Origin of the sequence: Aeromonas sp. SrichE-2G, assembly GCF_017939565.1 — a bacterium.
In the GTDB taxonomy this organism is placed as follows: Bacteria; Pseudomonadota; Gammaproteobacteria; order Enterobacterales; family Aeromonadaceae; genus Aeromonas; species Aeromonas taiwanensis.
Genome location: NZ_JAGKRG010000053.1, coordinates 522,357 through 542,500 on the forward strand (window position 1 = coordinate 522,357; position 20,144 = coordinate 542,500).

Annotated in this window: 16 protein-coding genes and 1 riboswitch; of the genes, 11 read left to right on the forward strand and 5 right to left on the reverse strand. The window is 63.6% G+C overall.

Translation table 11 applies throughout. From position 1 onward, the window contains the following. Position 1: 1 nt before the first annotated feature. The 3 genes from J9885_RS18805 (at position 2) to mgtE (ending at position 5,024) form a co-directional block, all read left to right on the forward strand. Entirely contained in the window at positions 2-1,990 is a 1,989-nt protein-coding gene (locus J9885_RS18805; protein ID WP_043759399.1) for a flagellar basal body rod C-terminal domain-containing protein, read from the forward strand. A gap of 3 nt (positions 1,991-1,993) precedes the next feature. Then, a complete protein-coding gene (gene flgL, locus J9885_RS18810; RefSeq protein ID WP_210550377.1) occupies positions 1,994-3,205 on the forward strand; it encodes a flagellar hook-associated protein FlgL in 1,212 nt (403 codons plus the stop codon). Between the two features lie 182 nt (positions 3,206-3,387). Beyond that, positions 3,388-3,557: riboswitch (M-box (ykoK) riboswitch) on the forward strand. 123 nt (positions 3,558-3,680) lie between these two features. After that, a complete protein-coding gene (gene mgtE / locus J9885_RS18815) occupies positions 3,681-5,024 on the forward strand; it encodes a magnesium transporter (RefSeq protein ID WP_210550378.1) in 1,344 nt (447 codons plus the stop codon). Positions 5,025-5,080: 56 nt separating this feature from the next. On the opposite strand, the gene ppx is transcribed toward mgtE, so the two are convergent. The 3 genes from ppx to J9885_RS18830 all read right to left on the reverse strand — a co-directional run bounded on the left by ppx (position 5,081) and on the right by J9885_RS18830 (position 9,219). Beyond that, entirely contained in the window at positions 5,081-6,571 is a 1,491-nt protein-coding gene (gene ppx, locus J9885_RS18820; protein ID WP_043759411.1) for an exopolyphosphatase, read from the reverse strand. Continuing rightward, positions 6,561-8,630, reverse strand: coding sequence for a polyphosphate kinase 1 (gene ppk1 / locus J9885_RS18825; protein WP_043759414.1), 2,070 nt, complete (start codon positions 8,628-8,630; stop codon positions 6,561-6,563). Before ppk1 ends, ppx begins: the two co-directional genes overlap by 11 nt. Before the next feature lie 76 nt (positions 8,631-8,706). After that, a complete protein-coding gene (locus tag J9885_RS18830; protein ID WP_043759419.1) occupies positions 8,707-9,219 on the reverse strand; it encodes an ACT domain-containing protein in 513 nt (170 codons plus the stop codon). A 258-nt stretch (positions 9,220-9,477) separates the two neighbouring features. Here J9885_RS18830 and J9885_RS18835 point away from each other — a divergent pair, with 258 nt between their 5' ends. The 5 genes from J9885_RS18835 to J9885_RS18855 all read left to right on the forward strand — a co-directional run bounded on the left by J9885_RS18835 (position 9,478) and on the right by J9885_RS18855 (position 15,421). Beyond that, the gene (locus J9885_RS18835) at positions 9,478-10,365 is read left to right on the forward strand and encodes a DUF2726 domain-containing protein (RefSeq protein ID WP_210550379.1); all 888 of its coding nucleotides are present in this window, start codon (positions 9,478-9,480) and stop codon (positions 10,363-10,365) included. A gap of 239 nt (positions 10,366-10,604) precedes the next feature. Next, on the forward strand, positions 10,605-12,023 hold the full coding sequence (locus J9885_RS18840; RefSeq protein ID WP_282598318.1) for a sigma-54 dependent transcriptional regulator: 1,419 nt from the start codon (positions 10,605-10,607) through the stop codon (positions 12,021-12,023). Between the two features lie 106 nt (positions 12,024-12,129). Further along, complete coding sequence (locus tag J9885_RS18845) at positions 12,130-13,164, forward strand: ATP-binding protein (protein ID WP_210550381.1); 1,035 nt, start codon at positions 12,130-12,132, stop codon at positions 13,162-13,164. Positions 13,165-13,216: 52 nt separating this feature from the next. Beyond that, positions 13,217-14,551, forward strand: coding sequence for a sigma-54 dependent transcriptional regulator (locus J9885_RS18850; protein WP_210550382.1), 1,335 nt, complete (start codon positions 13,217-13,219; stop codon positions 14,549-14,551). 108 nt (positions 14,552-14,659) lie between these two features. Further along, on the forward strand, positions 14,660-15,421 hold the full coding sequence (locus J9885_RS18855; RefSeq protein ID WP_043759437.1) for a Nif3-like dinuclear metal center hexameric protein: 762 nt from the start codon (positions 14,660-14,662) through the stop codon (positions 15,419-15,421). A gap of 118 nt (positions 15,422-15,539) precedes the next feature. Here the strand turns inward: J9885_RS18855 and purN are convergent, their stop codons facing one another. Both purN and purM read right to left on the reverse strand, forming a co-directional pair. Then, positions 15,540-16,178 carry a phosphoribosylglycinamide formyltransferase gene (gene purN / locus J9885_RS18860; RefSeq protein ID WP_210550383.1) on the reverse strand — a complete coding sequence of 213 codons (639 nt, stop codon included), beginning with the start codon at positions 16,176-16,178 and terminating at the stop codon, positions 15,540-15,542. An 8-nt stretch (positions 16,179-16,186) separates the two neighbouring features. Continuing rightward, positions 16,187-17,224, reverse strand: coding sequence for a phosphoribosylformylglycinamidine cyclo-ligase (gene purM / locus J9885_RS18865; protein ID WP_210550384.1), 1,038 nt, complete (start codon positions 17,222-17,224; stop codon positions 16,187-16,189). A gap of 175 nt (positions 17,225-17,399) precedes the next feature. Between purM and upp the strand changes: the two genes are divergently transcribed. The 3 genes from upp to hda all read left to right on the forward strand — a co-directional run bounded on the left by upp (position 17,400) and on the right by hda (position 20,078). Further along, positions 17,400-18,026 (forward strand): uracil phosphoribosyltransferase, encoded by a 627-nt coding sequence (upp, locus tag J9885_RS18870; RefSeq protein WP_005302745.1) that lies wholly within the window; start codon positions 17,400-17,402, stop codon positions 18,024-18,026. Positions 18,027-18,171: 145 nt separating this feature from the next. After that, the gene (locus J9885_RS18875; RefSeq protein WP_210550385.1) at positions 18,172-19,197 is read left to right on the forward strand and encodes a DUF2066 domain-containing protein; all 1,026 of its coding nucleotides are present in this window, start codon (positions 18,172-18,174) and stop codon (positions 19,195-19,197) included. 179 nt (positions 19,198-19,376) lie between these two features. Continuing rightward, positions 19,377-20,078 carry a DnaA inactivator Hda gene (gene hda / locus J9885_RS18880; protein WP_043759448.1) on the forward strand — a complete coding sequence of 234 codons (702 nt, stop codon included), beginning with the start codon at positions 19,377-19,379 and terminating at the stop codon, positions 20,076-20,078. Positions 20,079-20,144: the final 66 nt, after the last annotated feature.

A 20,144-nucleotide genomic window follows, 5' to 3' on the forward strand; every position in this document is an offset into this window, starting at 1 on the left:
TATGGCAAGCGATCTGCTTGGAATCGGGACATCGGGTGTATTGGCCCAGCAGCGGCTGCTGCAGACCACCAGTAACAACATCGTCAACGTCAATAGCCAGGGCTATGTACGTGAACGCACCCTGATCTACACCAATTCCATCGGATTGGGGACGGGGGACATGGTGAGCGAGCGCGTCATCAACGCCTATGCCCAGGCCGAGATGCGTCGGGACACCTCCGCCTACCACGCCTCAGGGGCGCGCTACGATCAGCTGTTCCAGCTCGACAGTCTGCTCGGTGACAGCAGCAACAGCGTGGGCACCACGATCACCTCCTATTTCAAGGCCTTCCATACCGCCAACGAGTCGCCCGCCGAGATCGGGGGGCGCAAGACCACATTGAGCGAGCTCAACGGCATGGTGGACAGGTTCCATACCCTCTCCGCCCAGCTCGACAAGCAGAGCGACACCATCAATGCCACCATAGGCGACGAGACGGACAGGGTGAACAGCCTGCTGAACAGCATCAACGACCTGAACCAGGCCATCATCCGCACCCAGGGCTCGCCGGAAGAGAGCCTGATGCTGTTCGATCAGCGGGACGAGGCCATCCGCCAGCTCTCCGAGAAGATGGAGATCCGCACCGTGACCCAGCCCAACGGCAGCATGCTGGTCAACATGAGCACCGGGCACTCCCTGGTGCTGGACGGTGGCGTGGCCCAGTTCAAGGTGGTAGCGGGCAACCCTGACTCCCGGGATGCGACGTTGCAGCTGACCCTGGGGGCCAACAAGGCCACCATCAGCGACAAGGACATGGGGGGGACCATAGGCGGCCTCTTCACCGCGCGCCGTGATCTGGAGCCGACCAAGCGGGAGCTGGGGCAGCTGGCCGTCGCCCTGGGGGACGCCATGAACCAGCAGAACCGGCTGGGGATGGATCTGGACAACGAGCTGGGAGGGGATCTCTTCACCCTCGAGGGGAGCCAGGGGTTGCCGTATGCCGGCAACCAGGGCAGTGGCGCCGCCAGCGTGAACTTCGTGCCCGGCAAGGGCAGCGAGGTGACCACCTTCGACTACGAGGTGCAGTTCAACGGCCCCACCGGCTATGAGGTCTTCTCCATCGATGCCAGTGGCCAGCGCACCTCGGTGGCGACCGGCACCACTCCGCCCGCCAAGTTCGAGGTAGCGGGGCACGGCATCGAAATAGAGCTTTCCGGCGCCCCGGTGGCCGGCGACAAAATTGTGCTGCAACCCACCAAACATGCCGCCGCCGGCCTCGAGGCCGCCATCACCCGGCCCGAGGACATCGCGCTGGCGTCCCCCATCAAGGCGGACAAGAACGCCCAGAACCTGGGCTCGGGCGAGATCACCATCAGCAGCCTCTACAACACGGGAACGGGGTCGGGCTTTGGCACCAACACCCTGGACCCGAGTGCCCCCCAGGTCATCAAGATCGACGGTAGTGGCAATTACGAGGTCTACGACAAGAACAACAACCTGCTCGGGGTGGCGCCGGCTTCCACCAAGGGGCAGAACCTGATGTCCGCTCTGGAGATGCCGCTTGGCACCCCCATAGTGCCGGCCCTGACCCCGGGCTACGACTTCAGCATCACCGGCAAGGTGGAGGCCAATGACAGCTTCACCCTGAGCTACAACAAGGACGGCTTCGCCGACAACGCCAACGGCCTGGCGCTGGCGGAGCTGCAGAACAAGGAGCTGGTGCGCAAGAACAACAACGCCGCCACCAGCAACGACAAGATGACCTTCAACGACGCCTACTCCGGGCTGGTGAGCGGGATTGGCAACAAGACCAGCCAGGCCAAGACCCTGCTGGAGGCCAACGAGGCGAAGCTGACCCAGAGCACCGGCATCTACGAGAGCGTCTCCGGGGTCAACCTGGAGGAGGAGGCGGCCAACCTCATCCGCTTCCAGCAGTCCTATGCGGCCTCTGCCCAGATAGTGAACACCGCCAAGACCATCTTCGACACCCTGCTCTCCTCCGTGAGGTAAGTCATGCGCATTACCACCAACATGATCTATGACCGCAACCTGGCCACCATGAGCAAGGTCAGCGAACGCCAGAACACGGCCTACAACCAGCTGATGACGGGGGACAAGTTCACCCGCTCCGGCGAGGATCCCTCCGGCATGAGCCAGAAGATGGCGCTCACCAAGGAGATCGACCTCTTCAAGCAATACGGCGTCAACGGCAGCCTGCTGGAGAACAGCCTGGGCCACGAGGAAACGGTGCTCACCTCCCTCAACAGCGCCATGATGAGCGCCCAGACCCTGATCCAGAAGGCGAACAACTCCGCCATGGGCGCCGAGGAGCGCAGCGCCATCGCAAGCGAACTGGAGGGGCTGCAAAAACAGATGTTCGATCTGATGAACAGCAAGAACTCCCAGGGGGAGTTCATCTTCGGCGGCAACCAGAGCAAGACTCAACCCTTCATTCAGGATGCCAGTGGCAACTACGTGTTCCAGGGGGACACGGGCCAGCGCAGCATCCAGATCTCCCCCACGGTCAAGATCCCGGCCAACGACTCCGGCTTCGATCTGTTCGAGACGGTGGCCACCCGACGCACCGCCAGTGCCACCAGCACCAACATCCAGGTGGGGGTCGGGGATCAGGGGAACTTCGAGAGCTTCTATCGCAACAACTACGACCCGGCCACGGCGGCCAACAACCAGTTCACGGTGAGCACCCTGGCGGGCCCGCCGGATACCTACGAAATCAAGGACAGCGGCGGCAACCTGCTGCAGAGCGGCGACTATGTAGCGGGTAACAAGATTCCCTTCAACGGGCTGGAGCTGACCCTGGATCTGCCAGCCGGAGGGACGGATCAGACCTTCGCGCTGGACACCCCGACAAACGACAGCGTGCTCAATGGCATGTCCGACTTCATCTCGGCCTTGCGCGACCCCGCGCTCCCGGCAAGCGACTTCCAGCTGGCGGTGGCGGATGCCACCACCCATATAAACAACGCCAGAACCAAAGTGGACCGGGGTCTTGGGGAACTGGGGGGGCGGATGAACAGCCTGGAGCAGGTGATGGGCTCCAATGAGGGGCTGAGCACCCTGAACCAGCAGGCGCGGGCCAAGGTCTCGGAGGCCGACATGTACGAGGTGATCGCGACCCTCTCCAAGGAGGATGCGGCCATGAGCGCCTCCCAGCTCGCCTTCAGCAAGATAAGCAAGCTGACCCTGTTCGACTATATCCGCTGATATCTGCTATCTGCCGTTGACCGCTGCTCCCTCGTGGCCCTGGCCCGGGGGAGCGATCTTTTCATCCCCAGCCAGCCTCTTGCCCAAATTGTAACAACCCGTTGCCAGGGGCCGAACCGCCTTGACGTCATAGGCCCGGGCGCCGATGATGCCGACCGCACGGCACGCCGTGCGCATCATTCGCAGCATCTCGTTAGGCGAGGCTCCTGCATAAACACAGGCCACTGATCTCACGACGTCCAGAGACGCCCAAGATCAGGACAGTTTTCATCGGATTAAGGTGTCAACCCAAGTGGCTTCCGGCATGCCGGATACGTTATGCAGTGCTAAAGCTGGTACGTGGGGATGAAAACACGCCGGACGGCGTCATTTCCTGCCTGTTACTCGTCAATCAAATTGCTGTTTTCTTGCAAACGGCAGCCGGTATGACCGGCTGCTCCCGGGCCCGACCCGGGATCACATGAGGACATCTGTGATGAAGAAAACACACACCCTGCTCAACCGTCATCAACTGCTCGACCCTGTCGCCCTGCGGGGTTGGCTTGCACACAACCAGGATCCGGTGGCTCGCGCCGATCAGCTCCTGGTCCTGCGTCCGGAAGAGCTCAACTGCATCTTCGATACCCTGCCCGAGCGCGAAGGGGCGGCCTTGCTAGGCTCCCTGCCTGCGGCATGTGCCGGCCAGCTGCTGCTCAGGCTCCATGGCAGCATCGTCGGGGTCCTGCAGGGGGCCATCGCTCGTCGCGACCTGCTGACCATGCTGCGCAGGCTCGATGAGCACGATCGCAAGACCCTGCTCGCCCGTCTGCCCGATCCGGCAAGGCGCGTCTTCCTGTCGCTGCTGGCCTGGCCGGGCGAGTCGGTGGGGACCAACATGCGCCATGAATACCTTTCTGTGACGGAGGGGGCGACGGTGGAGAGCGCCAGGCAGCTGATCCACGGCGCCTGGGATCAGGCCCGGCTGTTCGGGCACCTCTATGTGGTGGACGACGAGGGGCGTCTGCTGGGCCACGTCTCTCTCAAGTCGCTGCTGATCGCCGATCCCCGGCAGGGGGTGGGGGAGCTGATGGACAGGGAGACGGTGCGCATCAATGCCCGGGCGGATCAGGAGCTGGCTGCCCGCCTGCTGATCGATCGCGACCTCTCCATCCTGCCGGTGGAAGATCAGGGGCGTCTGGTGGGGGTCTTCCACGTGGACGATGCCGCCGACATCCTGGAGCTCGAATCCACCGAAGATGCTGAGTTGCAGGGGGGATCCTCGCCGCTGGACACGCCCTACCTGCAGGCGACCCCCTGGCAGCTGTGGCGAAAGCGGGTGGGCTGGCTGCTCATCCTGTTCGTGGCGGAGGCTTACACGGGCACGGTGCTGCGGGCCTTCGAGGAGCAGCTGGAGGCAGCCATCGCGCTCGCCTTCTTCATTCCGCTCCTGATCGGGACCGGCGGCAACAGCGGCACCCAGATCACCACCACGATCGTGCGGGCCATGGCGGTGGGGGAGGTGAGCCTGAAAAACCTTGGCACCGTGCTCAAAAAAGAGCTCTCCACCGGCCTGCTCATCTCGGCGGCCATTGCCCTGGCCGCCTGGGTGAGGGCCTGGAGCCTGGGGGTGGGGCCCGAGATCGGCATGGTCGTGACCCTGACCATCGTCGCCATCGTGCTGTGGAGTGCCACCGTCGCCTCGGTGATCCCCATGGTGCTGCGCCGCCTGCGCATCGACCCGGCCGTGGTCTCGGCCCCCTTCATCGCCACCCTGGTGGACGGCACCGGCCTCATCATCTACTTCGAGATAGCCAAGCTGATCCTGCCTGACCTGCAGTGAGACCGGCATAACGACAAAAGGCAGCCATCGGCTGCCTTTTCGTCTGGGTTTGGCCCTTATCCGAGCTGGAACAGCAGGGGCCAGCCCTGCTCCTGGCAGTAGCGGTGCTCCTTCTCCAGATTCTGCATCAGGAGCCGGTTCTCGTCGCACCAGTCGAGCGGCAGGGTGACCACCAGTTGATCGCCGGCGGCCTGCACGTTCCACTCGGGCAGCAGGTTGTCCTGGCGCCTGTGGTGGGCCGCCACCGCGAGGCGCAGGATGCGGATGCAGCGCAGCACCGTCTGCTCGTCGTGGTTCGGCAGGGCGGGCAGCTCGGCGAGCTTGAGTCCCTTGCGCTGGAAGCGCACCAGGGCCGCGAGCAGGGCCTGATCGTCCTGGTTGAAACCGGGCAGGTCGGTGTTTTGCAAGATGTAGGCTGAGTGTTTGTGGATGCCGCTGTAGTTGATGGCGAGGCCTATCTCGTGCAGTCGCGCCGCCCAGCCAAGAATGGCGCGATAGGGCTCCTCCGGCATCTCCCAGGGGCCGCTCAGGGCATCGAACAGGGCGAGAACGCTCTGCTCCACCCGGGTGGCCTGGCGCTTGTCGATGTGATAGTGGGTGGAGAGGGCCAGGGCGGTGCGCTCGCGAATGTCGTGGTGCTGCAACCGCTCCTCGAACTCGTAGAGCAGCCCCTCGCGCAGGGCGCCGTCAGAGTACTCCATCCGCTCGATGGGCAGGGAAGTGAAGAGCCCGAGCAGGATGGCCACGGCGGCGGCGAACACCCCCTGGCGCTCCTCGGTGAGGCCCGCCAGCTTGAGCTGGTCGACCTTCTTGTGCTTGAGCATCTCGGTTTTGAGGCGCTCCAGGCCCGCCAGGGTGATGGCGCCGTCGGTCCACTCCTCCCCCTGCAATACGTCACGCACGGTGCGAATGGATCCGGAGCTGCCAAGGCAGCTCTGCCAGCCGAGCTTGCGGTACTGGTTGATGATGGGGGCGAGCTGGTGCTGGGCCTCCAGCACGGCGCCGTTGAAGGCCTTCTCGCTCAGCTTGCCGTTGGGGAAGAAGCTCTGGGTGAAGCTGACGCAGCCCATCTTGCGGCTGGTGAGGGCCTTGGGCTCGAACCCCTCGCCGATGATGAGCTCGGTGCTGCCACCGCCGATGTCCACCACCAGCACCTGGCCCTCGATGTGCTGGGTATGGGCGACCCCCTGATAGATGAGGCGCGCCTCCTCCTGGCCGCTGATGATCTCGATGGGGTGGTTGAGCACCTTGGCCGCCTCGCTCACGAAGGCGCGGGCGTTGCTGGCGCGGCGCAGTGTGTAGGTGCCTGCGATGCGGATCTGATCCGGCTTGATGTTGGTCAGGCGCTCGGCAAACAGGGCGAGGCAGTCGAGGCCGCGGGCCATGGCCTCCTCCGACATGCGGCGCTGCTCGTCCATCCCTTCCGCGAGGCGCACCCGCTCCTTGATGCGATCGACGATCTGCATCCGCCCCTCGTTGAGGCGGGCGATGACCATGTGGAAGCTGTTCGACCCCAGATCGACAGCGGCGTACAGACTATTGTCCATGGTGTGACTCTATGCGTTTGAGGTAGTCGTAAATCGCGACCTGGGAACGGACCTTGCGGCGGTTGCCCCGCTTCACGTACTCGTTCTTCTGGTCTGCATCGATGACCCGTGCCTTGCAGGTGTCGCCCAGCTGCAGCTCGAGAATGTCGAGGATGCGCTGCTTGAGCCGCTCGTCATAGATGGGGGTACCCACCTCGATGCGGCCGTCGATGTTGCGGCTCATCCAGTCGGCACTGGAGATGTAGAGCTGGGGGTTGCCCTTGTTGTGGAACACCATGACCCGCGGGTGCTCGAGGAAGCGGTCGATGATGCTGATGACCCGGATGTTGTCGCTCAGGCCCGGTACGCCCGGGCGCAGGGCGCACATGCCGCGGATGATCATCTGGATGGGCACCCCGGCCTGACCGGCGGCATAGAGCCGGTTGATGAGGTCCCTGTCCACCAGATTGTTGATCTTGAGGGTAATGCCGCTGGGCTGCCCTGCCTTGGCGTTGGCCAGCTCGTTGTCGATGAGGCGATAGAGCTGGCGTCGGCTGTTGATGGGGGAGACCAGCAGGTGGTTGAACTTGTAGCGCCGGTACGGGTATTCGATGTACTCGAACACGCTCTCCACCTCGGCGGTGATGTCCGGGTGGCGGGTCAGCAGGGAGAAGTCGGTGTAGATCTTGGCGGTCTTCTCGTTGAAGTTGCCGGTGCCGATGTGGGCGTAGCGCACCGCTTCGCCGTTCTCGTGGCGGGTAATGAGGCAGAGCTTGGAGTGGATCTTGAGACTCGGCACCCCGAACACCACCTTGACCCCCGCATCGGTCAGGATATTGGCCCAGTCGATGTTGGCCGCCTCGTCGAAGCGGGCGCGCAGCTCCACCACCACAGTCACCTTCTTGCCGTTGTTGGCGGCGTCGATGAGGGAGTGGATGATCCGCGATTTCTTGGCGACCCGGTAGATATTGATGCGAATGGCGCTGACCGCCGGATCGAACGCCGCCTGGCGCACCAGCTCCGTGAAGTGGTGGAACTTGTGGTACGGGTAGTAGAGCAAGATGTCCTGTTTGGTGATGGCGTCGAAGGCGTTGACGAAGCCGTCGAAGTCGCGGCAGTCCAGCGCCGGCAGCTTGGGGTTTTCCAGGTAATCCCGGCCCACGTTGGGGAAGCCGATGAAATCCTTGAAGTTGTGATAGCGCCCGCCCGGCATGATGGCGTCGTAGGAGCTGATCTGCAGCTTGAGCTTCAGGAAGCTTATCATGGCCGCGGGCATCTCCCGCTCGTAGACGAAGCGCACCGGCATGGCGGTGAGGCGCTGCTTCAGGCCATCACTCATCTTGTCCACCAGGCTGAGGTCCAGCTGGTCGGAGAGATCGTATTCGGCATCCCGGGTCAGTTTGACCGCGTAGGCCGCAATCTCGTCGTAGTCGAAGAAGCCCTTGAAGATCTCGTCGAGACAGAAGCGGATGACGTTGTCCAGGATGATGATCTGCTTCTTGCGGCGAGTCCCCTCCGGCGGCAGCTGGAAGAAGCGGGGCAGATCGTCGGTCGGCACCTCCACCAGGGCGTACTGGATCACCTGGCCGTTCTTTTTCATCTCGATGGCGAGATAGGTGTGCTCGTCTTTCAGGAACTTGACCGGGTTGACCTCCTTGTTGAGGAGGATGGGGATGATGTGCCGCAGCACCTTTTCCCGGAAGAAGACCCGCAACCACTGCTGGATGGACTCGGAGAGCTGGTTCTCGTTGACCAGGAAGATGTTGTGGCGGGCGAGGGCGAGCAGCAGCTCCTTGTAGGTGTTGTCGAATGCCTCGCCGAGGGCCATCACCTTCTGCTGGATGGCCCGCAGCAGCACCTTGGCCTCGTCGTCGCCGCCGTGCACCTCGTTGATGAGGATGCGGCGCTTGACGTCCGAGACCCGTACCTTGAAAAACTCGTCCTGGTTGGAGGAGAAGATCCCGAGGAAGCGGACCCGCTCGATGAGGGGGACCGTCTTGTCCATGGCTTCTTGCAACACCCGTTCATTGAATGAGAGCCAGCTAAGCTCTTTCTCTTCATACTGCTTGTCGGTGCTCATCTGGTTCCTCTGTGCTCTGATTGCGTCTGCGCGGAAGTTATGGCGTCAAACCATGACGGATTTATGACAGTCAGCGCTATTCGCTCAGATCCTGATCGATGTCGACCACCAGGTCGTCGGAGAGGGACTCCAGGGCGGTGACGAGATCGTCCAGTGCCACCTGCGGCGGCAGGGCCACCAGGGCATGGGCATAGAAGAGGGGGGCGCCGGAGTGGGGCGCGGGTTCGCAGCCCGTGGTGAGGTCGGCGACGTTGACGTTGAGCTGGCGCAGTATGCTGGCCACCTCGTGGACGATGCCCGGCCTGTCGTTGCCGGTGACGCTCAGCATCACCTGACAGGCCGGTTCCGGGCTGAGCTGGCCTTCGGCGAAACTGACGGTGAGACCGGGCAGCATCACCAGCGCCTCGCACAGGCTGCGGTAGTGTTCGTCGGGGACGGCGACATGCAGGATGCCGGCGAATTGCCCTGCCAGTTCACTCATGGAGCTCGCCAGCCAGTTACCCTGCTGTCGGGTGATGGTGTCCGCCAGGCTCTCGACGATACCGGGCTTGTCTGCGCCGATCACGGTGACGACCAATTGCTTTTGCATCCTGCTCTCCTTGAATGGGCTGCTTGGGGTCTGTTGACGTCTGGGGACGACCGCGCGTGGGCCAAACGTCCATGGGCTCTAGCATTGTGCCTGCTGTGACAGGCCAGATGAAGCCCGCCCCGCGCAAATTTAGTGAAAAAACGCGAATGCCGGAGCGGCGTCGATTTCCGCTCTGCCTGAGGCGCGTCCCCCGTGGTAGAGTGTGGCCCCTTCGTGTTGGTTTGAGCTGAATATGTCTTGTGAACGGGATGTGCGTGTATGAATAGCCTCGTCGTATCGGGATCCGTGTTGTTGGTGCTGCTCCTGCTGGTGATCGTCTGGCGTCGGGGCAAAGAGAGCAGGGCCGAGCCCTATGAGTTGCAGGAAACCTTGCTGAGCCCTGCCGAGCGCACCTTCCTCGGTGCGCTGGATCAGGCCGTGGGCGACCAGGCGCGGGTCTTTGCCAAGGTGCGCGCCTCTCTGGTGCTGACGCCGGAGGCACGCCTGGGCAAGGGCAAGCGGCAGCAGGCGCTTGGCAAGATTGGCGACAGGCACTTCGACTACCTGCTCTGCCATCCGGCGGATCTCTCCTTCCTCTGCGCCGTCGAGCTCGATGAGAGCGGCCACCGCCATCAGAAACGCAGCAAGGGGCGGGATCTTTTCCTCAAAGCCGCCTGCGATGGTGCGGGCCTGCCGTTGCTGCAGATCCCGGCTGGCAGCCATTATGATGTGGAGGAGCTGCGGGAGCAGCTGCTGCCCCTGCTGACAACGGCGAGCGCCCCGTCGGAGGATCTGCTGCCGGGGGAGCGCCGCGAGCCGACCTTCAGTCCATTGCTGCTCGATGGGGTGGATCTCGGCGCCCCCGGGCATGGCGCGGGCATGCCACTGATGGCGTCCCCTTCAACCGTGGAGACGCCCGTGGAGCCGGAGCCCCTTGTTGCTGCTTCCCAGCTCGTGGCGCCTGAGCCCCTGCTGGTGGACAACTCCTTCCTCGACCCGGATGAGGATGATGACTCCCGGACCGAGACTCCGCACTGCCCCCGCTGCGCGGCCCCCCTGGTGGAGCGAGAGGCCAAGAAAGGCCCCCACGCCGGCCGCCTCTTCCTCGCGTGCAGCCGCTTCCCCGAGTGCCGTTACGCCGCCCCCCAGGACAGGGTCAAGCACTGATCCTGTTCGAGGCGCCGGTCCCTGCCGGCGCCTCGCTTTCCCCCTGTCAGACTTTCGCATGACACCGGGTTTACCGAGAGCGTGATCCCCGTCCCGCCCAGACAGGCTATAATCCGACAAGTTTTGACAATCCGCCGGAATTTTGGCACTTTGTGCCCCTCGTGGCACAGTGCATAGCTGTTTATAATAAATACTTTAAAAACAATAACTTGGCTTCAGGTGTGAAAAATATGGATAGGATGGCTATGGGGGTGCTGCTCGTTGATGGGGATGAGCAGCGGCGTCAGCAATTGGGGACAGTGCTCTCCTTCATGGGGATACCCTGGCAGGAGGTGGTGGAGGCCGATCTCGACGTGGCCATCGACTCTTCCGGTCCGCTGCAGGGGATCCTGGCGGGCGGATTGAGCGAGCGCCCCCTCGGCGAGCTGCTGGCCACCTACCCGCGCATCCCGTTCATCTCCCTGATGCCGGAAGACCATGGCTCAAGCAACTTCATCGGGGTGGCCGAAGCGCCTTTCACCTATGAGTCCCTGACCCGTCACCTGCACTTCTGCCAGGCGTTCATCTCCCTCCATCCCCGTCACCAGCTCCACGACAAGGGCCAGACGCTGCTGCGCCTGCTGGTGGGCAAAGGGAAGGGGATCCAGGAGGTGCGCCGCCTCATCGGCCAGGTGGCGGAGACCGACGCCAACGTGCTGATCCTGGGGGAATCCGGGACCGGCAAGGAGGTGGTGGCCCGTGCCATCCACGAGCTTTCCTCCCGCAGTCACGGTCCCTTCGTGCCCATCAACTGCGGCGCCATTCCCGCAGAGCTCCTGGAGAGCGAGCTGTTTGGCCACGAGAAGGGGGCCTTTACCGGCGCAATCGCCGCCCGGCGCGGCCGCTTCGAGCTGGCCCAGGGGGGGACCCTCTTCCTCGACGAGATCGGCGACATGCCGCTGCCCATGCAGGTCAAGCTGCTGCGGGTGCTTCAGGAGCGCCAGTTCGATCGGGTCGGGGGAGGCAAGACGGTGCAGGCGGACGTGCGGGTGATCGCGGCGACCCACCGGGATCTGGAGGCGATGATCCGCACCCAGGCGTTTCGCGAGGATCTCTACTATCGCCTCAATGTCTTCCCCATCGAGACGCCGCCGCTGCGGGATCGTTGCGACGATATTCCGCTGCTGCTGCAGGAGCTGCTCAATCGCCATGCGGAGCAGCACAGGGGTATCATTCGCCTGACCCAGCGGGCCATGGAATCCCTGATGCAGTACCCCTGGCCCGGCAACGTGCGCGAGCTGTCGAACCTCATCGAACGCCTGCTGATCCTCTATCCGAACCAGATCGTCGACGTGGCGGACCTGCCCGGGCGCTACCGGCTGCTGCCCTGCGAGCCCAGGGACGAGCGTCTCACCGAGATGGATGAGCGGGATGCCCTGGCCGCCGTGTTCCAGTCCCCCCCGGTGCTGGATCCGGGCATCGCCATGCCCCTGCCCATGCAACTGCCCCAGGAGGGGGTCAATCTCAAGGAGATGCTGGCCGACCTCGAGGTGGAGCTGATCCGTCAGGCCCTGGAGTCCCAGGACGGGGTCGTGGCCCGCGCCGCCGACCTGCTCAGCATGCGCCGCACCACCCTGGTGGAGAAGATGAAGAAATACGGCATGAGCAAGGACAACTGAGGTCAATGCTTTGACACTCTGCTCTCAACGTATTGATATATAGTGTTTTATTAGCTGGCATGGAAATTGAATAAGCTGACTCAATCGCCAGTTTGAGGTCAGCTTTATGACAATCTCGCCGCAGGACCACCCGCTCCAGTCTCACGAAGTGAGCCAGCTGTACGCCATCTTCACGGCACTGCCGACCGGCGTGCTGCTGCTCGATGGCGAGGGGCTGATCACCCGCGCAAACCCTGCCGCCCTGACGCTGCTGGGTGAGCCGCTGGAGGGTCTCTCCTGGCGCCAGATCATCGCCCGCTGTTTCCAGCCCCGCGAGGACGACGGCCACGAGATCTCCCTGCGGGACGGTCGCCGGGTGCAGCTCTCCACCCAGCCGTTGCCGGATCAGCCGGGTCAGCTGGTGTTCATCACCGATCTCACCGAGACCCGCCAGCTGCAGGACAGGGTCAACCACATGAAACGCTTGTCGGCGCTGGGCAACATGGCGGCGTCCCTTGCGCACCAGATCCGCACCCCGCTCTCTGCCGCCATGCTCTATGCGGCCAATCTGGCCAACCGCACCCTCAAGCCCGAATCCCGCAGCCAGTTCCAGCAGAAGCTGATGGCCAGGTTGCAAGACCTGGAGAAACAGATCAACGACATCCTGCTGTTCGCCCGCAACGGCGACAACCAGGTGGTGTCCCCCATCTCGGTGCAGGGGTTGCTGGCGGAGGTTCAGGCCGGTGCCGAGGCCTTCTGCCAGCAGCAGGGCTGCGCCCTGCACCTGGAGGCACCGGAGCCCGATCTCTGCCTGCTCGCCAACAGCAGCGCCCTGGCCGGGGCCATCAACAACCTGATCGCCAACGCCCGGCAGGCCGGCGCCGACTCCCTGCTGGTGAGCGCGGTGCGCAGCGGCAGCCGGGTGGAGATGCGCGTTCTCGACAATGGCAAGGGGATGCCCGCCGCCTTGCTCGGCCAGATCTTCGAACCCTTCTTCACCACGCGCTCCCAGGGCACAGGTCTCGGGCTTGCCGTGGTGCAATCCGTGGTACGTGCCCACCAGGGGGAGGTCAGCGTGGCCTCGGTGCCCGGCGAGGGCACCTGCTTTACCCTGTCGTTCCCCCTGCACCAGCAAGCGGTGCAGCTTGGAGGTGTAGCATGAATCACGTCTTGCCCCACTGGGCGTACCCGATCCCCGCCGCAGGAGGTGCAGCATGACCCAGGCCCGCATCCTGGTGGTGGAAGATGACAATGGCCTGCGCGAGGCTCTGGTGGATACCCTGCTGCTCGGGGGCTACGAGTGCCGCGAGGTCGACAGTGCCGAGAAGGCGTTGCTGACGCTCTCCCGTCAGCGCTTTGACATGGTGATCTCCGATATCCAGATGGGGGGCATGGACGGCCTCACCCTGCTGGCGAACATCCGCCAGCAGTACCCCCAGGTGCCCGTGCTCCTGATGACCGCCTACGCCAATATCGACGGGGCGGTGCGTGCCATGCGCGAGGGGGCCATCGACTACCTGGCCAAGCCCTTCTCCCCCGAGGTGCTGCTCAACCAGGTCAGCCGCTACGTGCCGGCCCAGAAAGTGGAGAAGCGCGCCGTGGTGTTCGGGGATCCCAAGACCGCCGAGCTGTTCCAGCTGGCGACCCGGGTCGCCAGGAGCGAGGCCACCGTCATGGTGAGCGGTCCGAGCGGGACGGGCAAAGAGGTGCTGGCCCGCTACATCCACGACAACTCCAACCGGTCCGAACAGGCTTTCGTCGCCATCAACTGCGCCGCCATTCCCGAGAACATGCTGGAGGCGACCCTGTTCGGCTACGAGAAGGGGGCCTTCACCGGGGCGGTACAGGGGTGTCCGGGCAAGTTCGAGCAGGCCCAGGGGGGAACCCTGCTGCTCGACGAGATCACCGAGATGGATCTGGGGCTGCAGGCCAAGCTGCTGCGGGTGCTACAGGAGAAAGAGGTGGAGCGGCTTGGCAGCCGCAAGATGATCCCGCTCGATGTGCGGGTCATCGCCACCAGCAACCGTGATCTGAAGAAGGCGGTGCAGGACGGGTTGTTCCGCGAAGATCTCTACTACCGTCTCAACGTCTTCCCCCTGCGCTGGGCGTCGCTCTGGGAGCGTCCGGGTGACATCCTGCCCCTGGCGGAGCACCTGCTGGCGCTGCACGCCAGTCAGCAGGGGCTGCCGGCGCCCCGGCTCTCTGATGAGGCCCGAGAGCGCCTGCTCCGTCACCCCTGGCCCGGCAACGTGCGCGAGCTGGACAACGTGGTGCAGCGCGCCCTGATCCTCTGCCCGGAGGGGGTGGTCGGCTGCGAACACCTGATCCTGGAGGAGACGGACGAGGAGCTGGTGCGTCCCCTGGAGCGCCTGTCTGTGGAGGGGCTGGGAGGGGAGCTCAAGCAGCAGGAGCACCAGATCATCCTGGACACCCTGCAGGAGTGCAATGGCAGCCGCAAGGCGGTGGCCGACAAGCTCGGCATCAGCCCGCGCACCCTGCGCTACAAGCTGGCCCAGATGCGTGACGCCGGCATCGAGCTGCCCGCCTAGGAGCGGCATACCGTGGCCTTGCCGGTCCGGCTCGATTATCATGGTCCCCTGACGATCTCAATCCGGCTCCCTGCGATCCTGCGCAGGGAGCCCTGTTAGGAGACTCCCATGATCTCTCATCGTAAACTCGAAAGCCTGCTCAACCACCTGCTCGAACCCCATGCCATCAAGGATTACTGCCCCAACGGCCTGCAGGTGGAAGGGCGCGAGCGCATTCGCAAGGTGGTGACCGGCGTCACAGCCAGCCAGGCCCTGATCGATGCGGCCGTGGCGGCCGAGGCTGACGCCATTCTGGTCCATCACGGCTACTTCTGGAGTGGCGAACCTGCCCAGATCACCGGCATGAAGCGGCGCCGTCTCAAGACCCTGCTGACCCACGATATCAACCTGTTTGCCTACCACCTGCCCCTGGACGTACACCCCGAGGTGGGCAACAACGCCCAGCTCGCCAAGCTGCTTGGCATCAAGGTGCGCCGCGGCCTGGAGCCCTGGAACAGCAAGAGCGTGGCCATGGTGGGCAAGCTGGAAGAGCCCATGAGCGGCGCCGATTTTGCCAAGCTGATTGCCGAGCGTCTCGGTCGTGAACCGCTCCACTGCGGCGACAGCGGCCCTGAGCTCATCAGCTCGGTGGCCTGGTGCACCGGCGGTGGCCAGAGCTACATCAGCCAGGCGGCGGAGCAGGGGATAGACGCCTTCATCTCCGGCGAGGCCTCCGAGCAGACCATCCACACCGCCCGGGAGATGGGCATGCACTTCTACGCCGCCGGCCACCACGCTACCGAGCGCTACGGCATCAAGGCACTGGGGGAGTGGCTCGCTACCGTGCACGGGCTGGATGTCACCTTTATCGATATCGACAATCCGGTTTAACCCCGCCAATGGCCTTGCTGCCTGCGTCTTTCAATAAGCATGGCGCTGCATGAGGAAAACAAGAGCGACAAATAGAAAAGGGAGGCCAGAGGCCTCCCTTTTTACATTCCGTTCCCGGTCATTCGCTGGCATAACCCGCAGGGTCGAGCCGCACGCCGTCGAGCAGGGCGGCACCCTCCTGCATCTGCAGCCTGCCCTCGCAGAACCACTGCACCACCAGGGGGTAGATGCTGTGCTCCTGTACCTGTACCCGTGCAGCGACCTCGTCGGCCGTGTCCTCTTCGAAGATAGGGACCCGGGCCTGGAGGATCACCGGCCCGCCGTCGAGCTCCTCGGTGACGAAGTGCACGCTGGCACCGTGCTCGTCATCGCCGGCCTCGATGGCGCGCTGGTGGGTATGCAGCCCCTGGTACTTCGGCAGCAGGGAGGGGTGGATGTTGATCATCCGCCCGGCGAAGTGGCGCACGAGATCGGCGCTCAGGATCCGCATAAACCCGGCCAGCACCACCAGATCCGGCGCATAGTCCGCCATCAGGGCCAGCAGGGCGGCGTCATATTCCTCCCGGCTGGCAAACTGCTGCTGGGACAGGATGGCGGTGGCCACCCCGGCTTCCCGGGCTCGCACCAGGCCATAGGCATCGGCCTTGTTGCTGATGACGCCGACCACCTCACCGGCCATCTTGCCGGTGGCGCAGTGGTCGAGGATGGCTTGCAGGTTGCTGCCGCTGCCTGAGATCAGGACGAGGATGCGTTTCATAGGGGAGGTCATTTAATGATGACCTGCTCCTCGCCATCGGCCGCCTTGGCGATGTGACCGATATGCCAGGCGTTCTCGCCTTCGGCCTTGAGCAGGGCCAGGGCTTTTTCCAGCTGATCCGCCGGCAGGGCGATGATCATGCCGACGCCGCAGTTGAAGGTACGGTACATCTCGTGACGGGTGACGTTGCCGGCCTGCTGCAGCCAGCTGAACACCGCCGGCCACTGCCAGCTCTGTTCGTCGATCACCGCCTGGGTGTTGGCGGGCAGCACGCGGGGGATGTTCTCCCAGAAGCCACCGCCGGTGATGTGGGACAGGGCGTGGATCTCGCACTCCTTGATGAGCTTGAGCACGGGTTTGACATAGATGCGGGTCGGCTCCAGCAGGGCATTGGCCAGGGTGGTATCGCTCAGCGGCTGGTGCACGTCCGCCTTGGAGACTTCCAGGATCTTGCGGATCAGGGAGAAACCGTTGGAGTGGGGGCCGCTGGCGGCCAGGGCGATCAGGGCATCCCCTTCGCCGACCTTGCTGCCGTCGATGATCTCGCTCTTCTCCACCACGCCGACACAGAAACCGGCGATGTCGTAGTCTTCCCCTTCATACATGCCCGGCATCTCGGCGGTCTCGCCGCCCACCAGGGCGCAGCCGGACTGCTCGCAGCCGGCACCGATGCCGGTGACCACAGCGGCGGCGGTATCGACGTCCAGCTTGCCGGTGGCATAGTAGTCGAGGAAGAAGAGGGGCTCGGCGCCCTGCACGATCAGGTCATTGACGCACATGGCCACCAGATCGATGCCCACGGTGTCGTGCTTCTTCAGGTCGATGGCCAGACGCAGCTTGGTGCCCACCCCGTCGGTACCGGAGACCAGTACCGGTTCCTTGTAGCCAGCAGGGATCTGACACAGGGCCCCAAAGCCGCCAAGACCACCAAGGACTTCAGGACGACGAGTGCGCTTTGACACGCCCTTGATACGTTCAACCAGTGCATTGCCGGCATCGATATCCACGCCAGCATCCTTGTAGCTCAGTGAGGTTTTGTCAGTCACGCGTATTCCCCGTCATATAAAGAAGTGGAGGGTAAAATTCGGGGCGTATTCTAACAGTGGCGGTGAAAAACCAGAAAGGAAATCGTTTGCGCGTTTTTGCTCGGAAATGCTCTACAAACGGCGGCTTTTGTTGTATGATTCCGCGATTTTTTTGCGGCAGTTAGAGGAGATAATAATGAAAGTCGTTGAAGTCAAACACCCCCTGGTCAAGCACAAGATCGGTCTGATGCGTGAAGGCGATATCAGCACCAAGCGTTTCCGTGAACTGGCCAAGGAAGTGGGCAGTTTGTTGACCTACGAAGCGACCTCTGACTTCGAAACCGAGAAGGTTACCATCGATGGCTGGAACGGGCCAGTAGAAGTTGACCAGATCAAGGGCAAGAAAGTCACCGTCGTGCCCATCCTGCGTGCCGGTCTTGGCATGATGGACGGCGTGCTGGAGCACATGCCGAGCGCCCGCGTCAGCGTGGTCGGCATCTACCGCGACGAAGAGACCCTGCAGCCTGTTCCCTATTTCGAGAAGATCGTCAGCAACATCGAAGAGCGTCTGGCCCTGGTCATCGACCCCATGCTGGCCACCGGCGGCTCCATGATCGCCACCATCGATCTGCTCAAGAAGAAGGGCTGCCAGTCCATCAAGGTGCTGGTGCTGGTTGCCGCGCCGGAAGGGATCAAGGCCCTGGAAGCCGCTCACCCGGACGTGGAGCTGTTCTGCGCCTCCATCGACCAGGGGCTGAACGAGAAGGGCTATATCGTGCCTGGTCTGGGCGACGCCGGTGACAAGATCTTCGGCACCAAGTAAGCACTGACCCTGCAGTCGCGCGTTTCATCCGCGCGCAAACGGAGCCGGCCCCCCGCCGGCTCTGCTGTTTATCCCCCGTCGGCTTGCTGCCATGCGCGCCTTGCCGCTACCATAAGCACCATCTCCCATTTCGAGAATCTTCTTTATGCTGAAATGCTTAGCGACGTTCCTCTGCTGCTGGCTGCCGCTCGTGGCCTCAGCTGCCCAGGTGACCGATCTCTACCAGGGCAAGGCGCCCACCAGCGGTGACATGACGGCTGCCCAGACCCAGGCGCTGGGGGATGTGCTCGTCAAGGTGACCGGCCGGCGCGACATCCTGACCCAGCCGGAGGTGGTCAAGGCACTGGCCGCCCCCGCTGACTACGTGCAGCGCTACGGTTACCAGGACGAAGGGTCGGTGAAGTTTCTCAAGGCCGATTTCGACGTGGCCAAGGTCAATGCCCTGGTAGGCCAGAGCAAGTTTGCCCTGCTCGGCCCCGTGCGTCCGCAGGTGGCCGTCTGGCTGGTGATCGACGAAGGGGAACGGCGTATTCTGCCGGATCAGTCCAACGACGGCTGGTCTGCCGCCCTGCGCACCCAGGCCCAGGCCATGGGGCTGCCGATCAGCATCCCGCTGATGGACCTCGACGACAACATGGCGGTCAATGCCACCGACGTCTGGGGGCGTTTCGCCGATCCCGTGCTGAGTGCGAGCCAGCGCTATGGTGCCGAGATGGTGGTGCTGGGCAAGCTGACGCCGGAGGGGGAAACCTGGAACCTCGACTGGGGGCTTTACGGTGTCAAGCCGGGTGCCCAGACGAGGGAGCTGACCGAGCTGACCAAGGGGTCGGGGTCGGGTGCCCAGGCCGAGGTGGCACAAGGGTTTGCCGACGCCCTGGCCGGCTGGCTGGTGCAGCAATATGGCACCCGCCTCTCCGGAGTGGCGTCCAGCCAGACTCTGGTGGTGGAGGGGCTGGCCGACATCGACGGCATGATCCAGATACAGAAGTTGTTGCAGGGCATGGCCAGCGTCACCAAGGTGACGATCGGCAAGCTGGAGGGGGACAAGGTCACCTTCAACCTCTCCCTGCAGGGTGACAAAACGGAGCTGGTGCGTGGCTTGCAACTGGAGAGCCGCCTGCACCAGGTCGAAGACAGCGAGAGCGGCCTGCGTTACCAGTGGTCGCAGTGATCCTGCATCGGGATCCCTGCCCACCCCAATGGCACCCTGAGGCGTGCGACCTGCGTAACCCCTGGTCGCATGGATGATCCCGCAAGAGGATCCTGACCGTCCGGCATGACCCGGGCGGTTCTCTATCTGCCGCTCTGGTGATACACTTGGCCGCAAATATCACAGTCAAAGCCCAACGAGTGAAGCAACCGGCCCAACTGTCTTTAGCCGTACAACTACCGGATGATGAAACCTTCGCCAGTTTTTATCCCGGCAACAACGCCCATCTGATCACCGCCCTGAAAAATGCGGCCATTGGTCAGGGCTCACCCTTCCTCTATTTCTGGGGGGCCAAGGGCTCGGGTCGCTCCCATCTGCTCCACGCCACCTGCGCCGAGGTCAATGCGCGGGATGCTGCGGCCGCCTATCTCTCCCTCGATCAGTTCGAACAGCTGGATCCCAGCATGCTGGATGCCCTGGAGAGCCTGCCCCTGGTCTGTCTCGACAGCCTGGAGGCGATCGCCGGCAACGCCCTGTGGGAGCGGGCCCTGTTCGACTTCTACAATCGCTGGAAGGAGAAGGGGGAGGGGACCCTGGTGGTGACCGGTTGCAGTGCGCCGCGCAAGCTGGGGCTGCAGTTGCCGGATCTCGCTTCCCGCCTCGATTGGGGGGTGAGCTTCCACCTCGACGAGCTGGACGACGAGGGCAAGCTCAGCGCCCTGCAACTGCGCGCCGAGCTGCGGGGCTTCAAACTGCCCATCGACGTGGGTCGCTTCCTGCTCAACCGGCTGTCACGCGACATGCGCACCCTGCTGGAGACCCTCAACCGCCTCGACAACGCCTCCTTCCGTGCCAAGCGCAAGCTCACCATCCCCTTTGTCAAAGAGATCCTGGAGCTCTGAGCCCGCGATGATGTGGCGGGGAGTGACCCATTGACAGGATGAGAAGCAGCACAAAAAGAAACCCCG